The following is a 13,052-nucleotide window of genomic DNA, read 5'->3' as shown; positions in this document are numbered from 1 at the left end:
AAGAACTTAAAGTTCGAAAATAAGAAATAGTTTCTAGGTTAGAAAGTGACAATTTAATATTGTTAAAAGTACATAAAAAAGGAGGAACTATATGTGGACATCTCAGACTATGACTTTTTATGAAAGTTTTATAACTTTTTTAATAGGTTTTACAGTCGTTTTTACTTGTCTTGTTGCGCTTGCACTGTTTATAATTATATCTTCTAAGATAGTATCTATTATAACGAGTGCAATTCCAGAAGAAAAATCACAACAAGTAACAACACCTAAAACAGTTGCATCAACAACAACAGCAACAGTGGTAAAAGATAATCAGGAAGAATTGGAAAACTTAGCTGTTATCATTTCGGCTATTAGTGAAGAAATGAGAGAGCCAGTAGAAAATTTCCAAATAGTTAATATTAAGGAAATTTAAAATTAAAAGAGTTAAAAAAATTTAAGCTAAAATTGAAAGGAGAAAAAAATGAAATATGTAGTGACTTTAAACGGCAAAAAATTTGAGGTGGAAGTTGAAAAAGTTGGGGGAGGAAAATCTTTATCTCGTCAACCGATTGGGAGAGCAGAAAGAACAGTTGTGGCTTCAGAACCTGTAGTGGCAGCACCAGTAGCACCAACACCAACACCAGCTCCTGTAGCAGCAGCACCTGCACCATCAACAGGAGGTACAGAAATAACTTGTCCTATGCCAGGATCAATTTTAGATGTGAAAGTAAAAGTTGGAGATGTAGTGAAATATGGAGACTGTCTAGCTGTTTTAGAAGCAATGAAAATGGAAAATGATATTCCTGCAACAGCAGATGGAACAGTAGCAGAAATAAGAGTAAAAAAAGGAGATATGGTAGATACTGACGCCGTTCTAATAGTATTAAAATAATAGGAGGATTTTAAAATGAATTTTTTTAAAGTTATACAAGAATTACTAGAGCAGTCAGGATTCATTGCACTTAACTGGGAAAATATGGTAATGATATTAATTTCTTTTGTGCTTATATATTTAGCCATAGTTAAGAAATTTGAGCCTTTACTATTATTACCAATAGCTTTTGGAATGTTTTTAGCTAACATACCTCTAGTGGATTTAATGAAAGAAGGAGATCCTTGGTATACTTCAGGGGTTATTCGAATAATGTATAGTGGAATAAAAAGTAATTTATTTCCATGTTTGATATTTATGGGGGTAGGAGCAATGACAGATTTTGCTCCGTTAATAGCAAATCCTATAAGTTTAGTTTTAGGAGCAGCTGCTCAATTAGGTATATATGTGGCTTTTATGTTTGCTAATGCGACTGGACTTTTTACTCCAGCTCAGGCAGCAGCAATAGGAATAATAGGAGGAGCAGATGGACCAACATCTATTTATATAGCTAATAATTTAGCGCCTGAATTAGTTGCACCTATAGCAGTAGCAGCTTATTCTTATATGGCATTAATACCTCTTATTCAACCACCTATAATGAGACTTTTTACAACGAAAAAAGAAAGATCTGTAAAAATGAATCAATTGCGTAAGGTTAGTAAAGCAGAAAAAATAGTTTTTCCTGTTGCAACGGTACTATTTTGTTCTTTACTTTTACCTTCTGTAGCACCCTTACTTGGAATGTTAATGTTAGGAAATATATTTAAGGAATCAGGAGTTGTTCAAAGACTTTCGGATACAGCCCAAAATGCAATGATAAATATTATTACTATAATGTTAGGAGTAAGTGTTGGAGCAACAGCTAATGGTGCTATATTTTTAAGGATTCAAACTTTAGCAATAATCGCTATGGGGCTTGCAGCATTCGCTTTTTCGACAGCAGGTGGAGTGATTTTAGGGAAAATTTTATATTATTTAACTGGTGGAAAAATAAACCCATTAATTGGTTCCGCAGGGGTTTCTGCAGTTCCAATGGCAGCACGTGTTTCTCAGTCTGAAGGAGCTAGAGAAAATCCAACAAATTTCTTGTTGATGCATGCTATGGGACCAAATGTTGCAGGAGTTATAGGATCTGCAGTAGCGGCAGGATTTTTTATGTTAGTTTTCAAATAGAAGTAAAACAAGCTTTAAAATAAATTTTAGGAGGGATTTTTGTGAGTAAAGTAATGTCTTTACATGATGCGATAGCTAAATATGTTAAATCAGGAGATAGCTTATGTTTCGGTGGTTTTACAACAAATAGAAAACCATATGCAGCAGTATATGAAATAGTTAGACAAGGGTTAACAGATTTTATAGGATATTCAGGTCCAGCAGGTGGAGATTGGGATATTTTAATTGGAGAAGGAAGAATAAAGGCATTTATAAATTGTTATATAGCTAACTCTGGATATACAAATGTATGTAGAAGATTTAGACATGCAATTGAAAAAGAAAGAAGTTTATTAGTAGAAGATTATTCACAAGATGTCATTATGTTAATGCTTCATGCAGCTTCTTTAGGTTTACCATATTTACCAGTAAGTCTGATGCAAGGAAGCGATCTTGTTAATAAATGGGGAATCAGCAAAGAAGTAAGGGAAACAATAGCAAAACTACCTAATGATAAACTTGTGGAAGTAGAAAATCCGTTTAATCCAGGAGAAAAAGTTATAGCTGTTCCAGTTCCTAGATTAGATACAGCAATTATTCATGTACAAAAGGCATCTATAAATGGAACTTGTTCAATAGAGGGAGATGAATTTCACGATATAGATATAGCAATAGCTGCTAAAAAATGTATAGTTATAGCGGAAGAAATAGTGACAGAAGAAGAAATAAGAAAGGATCCTACAAAAAATTCGATTCCACAATTCTGTGTAGATGCTGTAGTTCATGCACCACATGGAGCACACCCATCTCAAGTTTACAATTATTATGATTATGATCCAGCATTTTATAAAATGTATGATAAGGTAACTCAAACAGAGGAAGACTTTAAAGCTTTTACAAAAGAATGGATATATGATATAAAAAATCATGATGAATATTTAGATAAGCTTGGAGCGAGTAGATTAGCTAAATTAAAAGTTGTTCCTGGGTTCCAATATGCAGCTAAATTAGTTAAGGAGGAAAAATAATGGCAAAGAATTATAAGAATTATACTAATAAAGAAATGCAAGCAATAACTATTGCTAAGGAAATAGTAGATGGACAAATTGTTATTGTTGGTACTGGATTACCTTTAATAGGAGCTTCACTTGCTAAAAATATTTTTGCCCCAAATTGTAAATTAATAGTGGAAAGTGGACTTATGGATTGTAGTCCTATAGAAGTTCCTAGATCTGTTGGAGATTCGAGACTTATGGGTCACTGTGCTGTTCAATGGCCAAATGTAAGATTTATAGGATTTGAAACTAATGAATGGCTAAATGATAATGACAGAATGATAGCTTTTATAGGGGGAGCTCAAATAGATCCTTATGGAAATGTCAACTCTACTTGTATAGGAGATTATTTTGCACCTAAAACAAGATTCACAGGAAGTGGAGGAGCGAATGGAATAGCTACATACTCAAATACAGTAATAATGATGCAACATGAAAAAAGAAGATTTATTGAAAAAATAGATTATGTAACAAGTGTTGGTTGGGGAGATGGGCCAGGTGGAAGAGAAAAACTTGGTTTACCTGGAAATAGAGGACCAAAGGCTGTTGTTACAGACAGAGGTGTTTTAAGATTTGATGAGAAGACAAAAAGAATGTATCTAGCTGGTTATTATCCAACTTCATCTATCGAAGAGATAGTTGAAAATACAGGTTTTGAAATAGATACATCAAGAGCTGTTTTATTAGAGGCACCTTCTGAAGAAGTTATTAAAATGATAAGAGAACAAATAGATCCAAATCAAGCATTTATAAAAGTGCCAGTAGAAGAGTAAAAGAAGGAGTGATTAAATAGATGAGTAATTTTTCAATGCCTAAATATTTTCAAAATATGCCAATTGTAGGAAAACCGCTATCTGTAATAGATGAAGCTAATGAAAATGAAATTAGAGAAGTAGAGGAATCTATAGCACAAGCTATAGAAGATATGCAACAAGCTGGAACTCCTGATCAAACAATTAATGATAAAGGTCAAATGACAGCTTTGCAAAGAGTTGCCGAATTAATAGATGAAGGTACATGGTATCCTCTAAATACTTTGTATAATCCAGAAGACTTTGAAACTGGAACAGGTATAGTAAAAGGATTAGCCAGAATAGAAGGAAAATGGGCAGTGGTAGTTGCCTCAGATAATAAAAAAATAGTTGGAGCTTGGGTTCCAGGACAGGCTGAAAATCTACTAAGAGCCTCAGATACTGCAAAATGTTTAGGTATTCCGTTAGTTTATGTATTAAACTGTAGTGGAGTTAAATTAGATGAACAAGAAATGGTATATCCTAATCGTCGTGGAGGGGGAACTCCATTCTTCCGTAATGCGGAATTACAACAATTAGGAATTCCAGTAATAGTTGGAATATATGGAACAAACCCAGCAGGAGGAGGATATCACAGTATAAGTCCTACAATTTTAATAGCACATGAAGATGCAAATATGGCAGTTGGAGGGGCAGGAATTGTTGGAGGAATGAATCCTAAAGGCTACATTGATATGGAAGGTGCTATACAAATAGCTGAAGCAACAATTAAAAGTAAAAATGTAGAAGTTCCTGGAACTATTGATATACATTATAATGAAACAGGATTTTTTAGAGAAGTATATGGAGATGAAATAGGAGTTTTAGAAGGAATTAGAAAATATATGAGTTATTTACCATCGTATAACTTAGATTTCTTCAGAGTTGATGAACCAACTGAACCACAATTTGATCCAGAAGATTTATATAGCATAGTACCGATGAATCAAAAGAAAATTTATAATATCTATGATGTAATAGGACGTCTATTTGACAATTCGGAATTTTCTGAATATAAAAAAGGTTATGGACCAGAAATTGTAACAGGGCTTGCTAAGGTGGATGGATTATTGGTAGGTGTAGTTGCAAATGCTCAAGGTTTACTTATGAATTATCCTGAATATAAAGAAAAATCTGTGGGTATTGGTGGAAAATTATACCGTCAAGGTCTTGTTAAAATGAGTGAATTTGTAAACCTATGCTCAAGAGATAGAGTACCAATAGTATGGTTACAAGATACTAGTGGAATAGATGTAGGAAATGATGCTGAAAAAGCGGAATTACTAGGGCTAGGTCAATCTTTAATTTACTCTATAGAAAATTCTGGTGTTCCTCAAATTGAAATATCTATCAGAAAAGCATCTGCAGCAGCTCACTATGTATTGGGTGGTCCACAAGGGAATAATACAAATGCATTTTCTTTAGGAACAGCAGCTACAGAGGTATATGTAATGAATGGAGAAACAGCAGCAAGTGCTATGTATTCAAGAAGGCTTGCTAAAGATCATCAAGCTGGAAAAGATTTACAACCTACAATTGATAAAATGAATAAACTAATAGAAGAGTATAAAACTAAGTCAAGACCAGCATACTGTGCAAAAATGGGAATGGTTGATGAAATAGTTCCTCTAAGAGAACTAAGAGGCTATATATTGGCATTTGTAAATGCAGTGTATCAAAATCCTAAATCTATATGTGCATTCCATCAAATGATATTACCAAGAGCAATTCGTGAGTTTAATACTTATGTTAAAAAATAAAATTATGAGAAAGAGGTAAAATATGGAAAGAATTGTTTTAAAGTTAGGAATGTTTGAAACTTTAGCCCTAGGAGTTTTAGCAATATATTTTGGGGATTTTTTAAGAAAAAAATTTCCAGTATTAAAAAAATACTGTTTACCAGCATCAGTTGTTGGAGGTACTATTTTTGCATTGATTTCTATGGGACTTTATTATGGTAATATCTTTGAATTAAGTTTTGATTACAAGGCAGTAAATACATTATTTTATTGTATATTTTTTGCAGCCAGTGGAGCAGCAGCATCTATGGCACTTCTAAAAAAAGGTGGGAAATTAGTTGTAATTTTTGCTATTTTAGCAGCTATTCTTGCTGCAGCACAGAATGCTATGGCACTTTTTGTGGGAAAACTAATGAATGTAAACCCTTTGATATCAATGATGACGGGAAGTATTCCTATGACAGGTGGGCATGGGAATGCAGCAGCATTTGCACCAATAGCCGTTGAAGCAGGGGCTTCAGCAGCCATGGAAGTAGCTATAGCAGCAGCAACATTTGGTTTAATATCAGGTTGTATACTAGGTGGACCATTTGGAAATTTTATAATAAAAAGACATAAATTAGAAGATCCAGAATTAGATGGAAAAGCTGAACTTGCTGAAATGGAAGAAGGGGAAGGAACTACAGGGCTGGCTATAGATAAAAAAAGTGTTGTAAATGCAATGTTTTTAATGTGTATAGCACTTGGAATAGGGCAAGTTTTAACTATTGTATTAAAAAATTATGGAATAAAATTTCCGATTCATGTTAGCTGTATGTTTGGTGGAATATTGATAAGACTTTTCTATGATAGAAAAAAAGGGAATCACGATGTATTATACGAAGCTATAGATACTGTAGGAGAATTTTCTCTAGGATTATTTGTATCTATGTCGATTATCACTATGAAATTATGGCAATTAGCAGATTTAGGTCCTGCTTTAGTAGTTTTACTATTAGCTCAACTTATATTAATAGTAGCTTTTTGTTACTTGTTATCTTTCAATTTGCTTGGAAGAGACTACGATGCAGCGGTTATGGCTGTAGGGCATACTGGTTTTGGATTAGGAGCAGTTCCAGTATCTATGACAACTATGCAAACTGTATGCAAGAAATATAGATATTCAAAGTTAGCTTTCTTTGTTGTCCCAGTCATAGGTGGATTTATAAGTAATATATCAAATGCTATAATAATTACAAAATTCTTAGATATAGCAAAAAGTATGGTGGGATTAGGATAGTCTTAAATTTTTAGGAATTTAAGTTTTTTAGGGAAAGGATAAAATAAATGAGTAAATATACAATGGGAATAGATATAGGTTCTACTGCATCTAAGGCTGTTATAATAAAAGATGGAAAGGAAATTGTTGCTAAATCTGTTATATCTGTAGGAACAGGAACAACAGGTCCTGCAAGAGTAATAAGAGATACTTTACAACAAATTGGTTTCGAAAGTATAGATCAGCTTGATGGTGCAGTTGCAACAGGCTATGGTAGAAATTCTATAGAAGAAGTCCCAGCACAGATGTCAGAATTATCATGTCATGCAAAAGGGGCACACTTTCTTTTTCCAAAAGTTAGTACCATAATAGATATAGGAGGTCAGGACTCAAAAGCTCTTAAAATAGGAGACAACGGCATGCTAGAAAATTTCGTAATGAATGATAAATGTGCAGCTGGGACAGGAAGATTCTTAGATGTTATAGCAAAAGTTTTAGAACTTCGTTTAGAGGATTTAGAAAAATTAGATGAAGAATCTAAGGTAGATGTTGCTATAAGTTCGACTTGCACAGTTTTTGCTGAGTCAGAAGTAATATCACAATTAGCTAAGGGAACAAAAGTTGAAGATATTATAAAAGGTATACATACAGCAATAGCTAGCCGTGTTGGAAGTTTAGCTAAAAGAGTTGGAATAAAAGACCAAGTTATAATGACTGGAGGAGTTGCATTAAATAAAGGAATGGTTCGAGCTCTAGAAAAAAATATAGGATTTAAAATATATACTAGCGAATATTGCCAATTAAATGGTGCAATTGGAGCTGCATTATTTGCTTATCAAAAATGTATGATGAACGAAAATAAATAAGTTTTAATAAATTCTAAAACATAGGGTAAGTATCAAAATTTTACCCTATGCATTTTAGAATTATTGTTATTTATAAATAAATATAGAAAAATACTATAAGTTTTTGTTTTTAAAAGGAATAGGAGGATACACTATGGCTGGTAAAATGGAAAAATTACCGAATAAAAAACCAAGACCAATAGAAGGACATAAACCTGCGGCAGCAGTTTTAAGAGGTGTTGTTGATAAAGTTTATGCAAATGCTTGGGAGGCAAAAAGAAGAGGAGAATTAGTAGGGTGGAGTTCATCAAAATTCCCTATTGAGCTAGCAAAAGCATTTGATTTAAATGTTGTATATCCTGAAAACCATGCAGCATCAACAGCTGCAAAGAAAGATGGATTAAGATTATGTCAAGCAGCAGAAGACATGGGCTATGATAATGATATATGTGGATATGCAAGAATAAGCTTGGCATATGCGGCTGGAGAACCAACGGATGCAAGAAGAATGCCTCAACCAGATTTTTTATTATGCTGTAATAATATTTGTAATATGATGACAAAGTGGTATGAGAATATAGCAAGAATGCATAATATTCCTTTGATAATGATAGATATACCATTTTCAAATACAGTAGATACACCTGAAGAAAAAATAGATTACTTAATAGGTCAATTTGAATATGCTATAAAGCAATTAGAAGAACTTACAGGTAAAAAATTTGATGAAAAGAAATTTGAAGAAGCTTGTGCAAGAGCTAATAGAACAGCAGCAGCATGGTTAAAATCTTGTAACTATATGTCATATAAACCATCTCCACTTAGTGGTTTTGATCTATTTAATCATATGGCAGATATAGTTGCTGCAAGATGTGATGAAGAAGCTGCAATGGGCTTTGAATTGTTGGCACAAGAATTTGAACAATCAATAAAAGAAGGAACTTCAACTTGGGAATATCCTGAAGAACATAGAATTTTATTCGAAGGTATACCTTGTTGGCCAGGTTTAAGACCTCTGTTTGAACCACTGAAAGATAATGGTGTCAATGTAACTGCTGTTGTATATGCTCCAGCATTTGGATTCAGATATGAAAATATGAGAGAAATGGCAGCAGCTTATTGTAAGGCTCCTTGTTCTGTGTGTATAGAAACAGGAGTTGAATGGCGTGAAACTATGGCGAAAGAAAATGGAATAAGTGGAGCTCTAGTAAATTACAATCGTAGTTGTAAACCTTGGAGTGGTGCTATGCCTGAAATAGAAAGAAGATGGAAGGAAGATTTAGGGATTCCAGTAGTTCACTTTGATGGCGACCAAGCTGATGAAAGAAACTTTTCTACAGAACAATATAATACAAGAGTACAGGGGCTTGTTGAAATAATGAATGAAAGAAAGGCAGAGAAATTAGCTAAAGGTGAGGATGTTTACACTAATTTTGAAAATACTAAAGAAACAGATTGGTCAAAACCAACACTAAAATAGGAGGAAAGAAATGGCTGAGATTAAGGAATTGTTAAATGATTTTAAGTACTATGCAAATAATCCAAGAAAACAATTGGATAAATATTTAGCTGAAGGAAAAAAAGCTGTAGGAATATTCCCTTATTATGCTCCAGAAGAAATTGTTTATGCTGCTGGAATAGTTCCTTTTGGTGTTTGGGGAGGACAAGGTCCAATAGAACAAGCAAAAAATTACTTTCCTACATTTTATTATTCATTGGCACTTAGATGTTTAGAAATGGCTTTAGATGGAACCTTAGATGGTTTGTCAGCTTCTATGGTAACTACTTTAGATGATACATTAAGACCATTCTCACAAAATTATAAGGTAAGTGCTGGAAGAAAAATACCTATGATTTTCTTAAATCATGGGCAACATAGAAAAGAGGATTTTGGTAAAAAATATAATGCTAGAATTTTTAATAAGGCAAAAGAAGAACTTGAAAAAATTTGTGATGTGAAAATAACAGATGAAAATCTAAAGAAAGCCTTTAAAGTATATAATGAAAACAGAGCAGAAAAGAGGAAATTTATAAAATTAGCAGCTACTCATCCACAAACAATCAAGGCATCAGATAGATGCTATGTTTTAAAAAGTTCTTATTTTATGTTAAAAGATGAACATACAGCACTTTTAAAAAAATTAAATGACAAGCTTGCAGCATTACCAGAAGAAGATTGGGATGGTGTTAGAGTTGTAACAAGTGGAGTTATAACTGATAACCCAGGATTACTAGAGGTTTTTGATAATTATAAAGTTTGTGTAGTTGCAGATGATGTAGCACATGAATCAAGAGCATTAAAAGTGGATATAGATCTATCAATAGAAGATCCTATGCTAGCATTAGCTGATCAATTTGCTCGTATGGATGAAGACCCTATACTATATGACCCAGATATTTATAAACGTCCAAAATATGTTCTTGATTTAGTAAAAGAAAATAAGGCAGATGGATGTTTGTTGTTTATGATGAACTTTAATGATACTGAAGAAATGGAATACCCATCTTTAAAACAAGCATTTGAGGCAGCAAAAGTACCTTTAATAAAAATGGGTTATGACCAACAAATGGCTGACTTTGGACAAGTTAAAACACAACTTGAAACATTTAATGAAATCGTACAACTTAGTAGATGGTAATATAAGGAGAGGGAAATGAGTCAAAATATATGGGAAAATGATGATTTTATTTTTAAAGGTGATGAATTGAAAGGAATGACACCAAAAGGAAAAGATAAAGTAAAATCTCAAGGTTTTACTGATATGGTAATTCCTGCGACTACTCCTGAAGGAGTACCAATAAAGAAAATCGGAAGTGAAGCTTTCTATAGAAGAGGACTTACTTCTGTTGTAATTCCTGATAGTGTAGAAAGTATTGGTTATGATGCTTTTGGAGTATGTAAATTAAGGGAAGTAAAGTTACCAGTTGCTTTGGTTGAAATTCAAGGTTTTGCTTTTTATAATAATAAATTAGAAAATATTATCTTTGGTGGAAAAGAAAGAATAATTGAACCAAGTGCATTTGCAATGAATAAGCTTGAAACAGTTAACCTTCCTAGTTCACTTGAAGAAATAGGAGCTTCGGCATTTTATAAAAATGAACTGAGCTCTATAAAATTCCCTGAAGGAATGAAAAAAATAGATATGTATGCTTTTTTAAAGAATAATATTTCTGAGGCAGAAATACCTAAAAATATAGAAGTTTTACATAGAAATGCTTTTGAAGCTAATACTACAATTATAAAATAAACATAAATGAGGAAATACACTTCTATATTTAAAAGATAGGAGTGTATTTTTATTATAAAATAAAATTTAAATTAAGAAATCACATTTAGATTATTTATTTCAAGTATTTGTTATAAGGAGGCTCTCTATGAAAGTTGAAAAAAATTTTAAAAGAAAGATTATGCTATTAGGAATTTTTGCCCTTTTACTTACTAGCTGCGGAGGTGGAGGAGGAGGCGGCGGTGGTGGAAGTTCGAATCTTCCAATAAAACCAAGTACTCCATCAGTTCCAGGAAAACCAAGTGTTCCAGGAAAACCTAGCACACCAATTCAACCTATTCCAGATAATTTTACAAAATTGGATAAAAGTAATATGTCTATGCTAAAAAATAGCTTAGAGAATGGAAGAAAAAATGTGATAGTAGCTATTCCAAGTGATACTAGAGCTTTAGATGGTAGTCAAGTTAAGGTTGCTATATTGGACAGTGATTTCAAACATAATCATACTTACAATGACCATTTTGAAAATTTTGATAATTTAAATATTAACTATTCTATAGAAATACTAAACAGACCAAGTTGGGATACAAAGGATAGTAAAAGTCCACATGGAGAACAAGTTCTGGAAGTATTAGCAGATAGAAATGTTGAGTATACAGGAAAAATTTTTGGAAAAGAAAGATATGATACTAATAATAAGACTAAGCTAAATATAATTGCAGCTAGCATAGGAAGTGGTGGAACAGATGTAAATAATAAAGGAGTAATTGCTAATTTAGATACTTATAGAAATATATTGAGCAGATTTGGTAGTCAAAAAGTAAAAATCTTTAATCAGTCTTGGGGTTCTGAAAAAACTATAATGGATCCAGAATATAAAGGAAAAAATTTAAGGAATTATGTATTTGATACTAAAGATGATGTAGGTTTCATATCTTTTTTTGAAGATGTTGTTGACAATAAGGGAGGACTTTTAGTTTGGGCAGCTGGAAATGATCCTAAAAATGATGTAGCTTTAGAAGCAGGACTTCCATATTTCAGTAAAAAATTGGAAAAAGGATGGATTGCAGCTGTTGGAATTTTTGCAGAAGAAACAAAAGTTGAAGGTGGAATAACAAAACCTACTGGAAGACTGAATGTACATGTTAATCCACATTTAAATTATCCAGGAAAAGAGGCAAAATGGTGGTCAATTTCAGCTGATGCTAAATCTATTTTTTGGCCCAAGGCAGGTACTGAAGGAACTCAATATAGTTATGGAATAGGTTCCTCTTATGCAGCACCAAGAGTTTCAAGGGCAGCGGCCTTGGTTGCAGAAAAATTTGATTGGATGAGTCCAAATCAAATTAGACAAACTCTGTTTACTACAACAGATAAAACTGAAATAGACAGTAGTCTAAGTTTGGAAGAAAGAAGAAGAGTTGAAATGTTACCTGATGATAGATATGGTTGGGGTATGTTAAACCAGGACAGAGCTTTAAAAGGACCAGGAGCTTTTACAAATATTTCATCTGATTTTTTTGGATCTCATGATTTTACTGCTAATATACCAAGTGGAAAAACTTCATATTTTGAAAATAAAATTTTAGGTAGAGGAAAACTAATAAAATCAGGTAAAGGGACTCTACATTTAACTAATGATAATTCATATTCTGGCGGAAGTATAGTAAATGCAGGAACTCTTGAAATCCACAAAATCCACTCTTCAGAAGTAACAGTTGAATCAGCAGGGAAATTGATTCTAAATCAGAAAGCTTTAATAGGTTATGATGAAGCATTTTTCAACATTATTAAAACAATAGATCCTCAAAAAATAACAACAAATACTCCTTTAAAAAATTATGGAAGCGTTGAAATTAATGGAACAACAGCAATAGTAGGAGGAGACTATACAGCATACAAAGGCTCAACAACTACATTTAATAGTGGAGCAAAACTAAATGTTTTGGGAAATATAAAAATAGAAAATGGAACAGTTAAGGTTCTTTCTGATAAATATGTTACTCAAGGTGAAAAATCTACTTTAATGGAAGGAAAAGCTTTTGAAGGCAATATTTCCAATGTTGAAGTAAATGGAATGAGAGTTGCAAGTGTAGAAGCAAATGATGGAAAATTAGTTGCAGAATTAT

12 protein-coding genes are annotated in these 13,052 nt (G+C 32.7%); all 12 read left to right on the top strand.

Features of this window, described 5'->3' with window-relative positions; genetic code table 11:
- The first annotated feature begins 91 nt into the window (after window positions 1-91).
- A complete protein-coding gene (locus Q4A58_RS01725; protein WP_303116058.1) occupies window positions 92-415 on the top strand; it encodes an OadG family transporter subunit in 324 nt (107 codons plus the stop codon).
- A gap of 48 nt (window positions 416-463) precedes the next feature.
- The gene (locus tag Q4A58_RS01720) at window positions 464-874 is read left to right on the top strand and encodes a biotin/lipoyl-containing protein (RefSeq protein WP_303116056.1); all 411 of its coding nucleotides are present in this window, start codon (window positions 464-466) and stop codon (window positions 872-874) included.
- A gap of 15 nt (window positions 875-889) precedes the next feature.
- A complete protein-coding gene (locus Q4A58_RS01715) occupies window positions 890-2,029 on the top strand; it encodes a sodium ion-translocating decarboxylase subunit beta (protein ID WP_303116054.1) in 1,140 nt (379 codons plus the stop codon).
- Between the two features lie 41 nt (window positions 2,030-2,070).
- Window positions 2,071-3,036: a glutaconate CoA-transferase subunit A gene (gctA, locus tag Q4A58_RS01710; RefSeq protein ID WP_303116053.1), complete on the top strand. Its 966-nt coding sequence runs from the start codon at window positions 2,071-2,073 to the stop codon at window positions 3,034-3,036.
- A complete protein-coding gene (gene gctB, locus Q4A58_RS01705) occupies window positions 3,036-3,836 on the top strand; it encodes a glutaconate CoA-transferase subunit B (protein ID WP_303116050.1) in 801 nt (266 codons plus the stop codon). Before gctA ends, gctB begins: the two co-directional genes overlap by 1 nt.
- 20 nt (window positions 3,837-3,856) lie before the next feature.
- A complete protein-coding gene (locus Q4A58_RS01700) occupies window positions 3,857-5,614 on the top strand; it encodes an acyl-CoA carboxylase subunit beta (protein ID WP_303116049.1) in 1,758 nt (585 codons plus the stop codon).
- Between the two features lie 22 nt (window positions 5,615-5,636).
- Window positions 5,637-6,872 (top strand): sodium/glutamate symporter, encoded by a 1,236-nt coding sequence (locus Q4A58_RS01695; RefSeq protein WP_303116047.1) that lies wholly within the window; start codon window positions 5,637-5,639, stop codon window positions 6,870-6,872.
- 47 nt (window positions 6,873-6,919) lie between these two features.
- Window positions 6,920-7,717: an acyl-CoA dehydratase activase gene (locus Q4A58_RS01690; protein ID WP_303116046.1), complete on the top strand. Its 798-nt coding sequence runs from the start codon at window positions 6,920-6,922 to the stop codon at window positions 7,715-7,717.
- A 133-nt stretch (window positions 7,718-7,850) separates the two neighbouring features.
- Complete coding sequence (locus Q4A58_RS01685; protein WP_303116045.1) at window positions 7,851-9,176, top strand: 2-hydroxyacyl-CoA dehydratase subunit D; 1,326 nt, start codon at window positions 7,851-7,853, stop codon at window positions 9,174-9,176.
- A 10-nt stretch (window positions 9,177-9,186) separates the two neighbouring features.
- Window positions 9,187-10,335 (top strand): 2-hydroxyacyl-CoA dehydratase subunit D, encoded by a 1,149-nt coding sequence (locus Q4A58_RS01680; RefSeq protein ID WP_303116043.1) that lies wholly within the window; start codon window positions 9,187-9,189, stop codon window positions 10,333-10,335.
- Window positions 10,336-10,350: 15 nt separating this feature from the next.
- On the top strand, window positions 10,351-10,944 hold the full coding sequence (locus Q4A58_RS01675) for a leucine-rich repeat domain-containing protein (protein WP_303116041.1): 594 nt from the start codon (window positions 10,351-10,353) through the stop codon (window positions 10,942-10,944).
- 127 nt (window positions 10,945-11,071) lie between these two features.
- On the top strand, window positions 11,072-13,052 hold a 1,981-nt coding region (locus tag Q4A58_RS01670; protein ID WP_303116040.1), incomplete at its 3' end, for a S8 family serine peptidase.

The sequence above is a fragment of the Fusobacterium sp. genome (assembly GCF_030528405.1).
GTDB lineage: Bacteria > Fusobacteriota > Fusobacteriia > Fusobacteriales > Fusobacteriaceae > Fusobacterium.
Note: the sequence above shows the minus strand (reverse complement) of the source record. Positions and strands in the feature narration are given on the sequence as shown.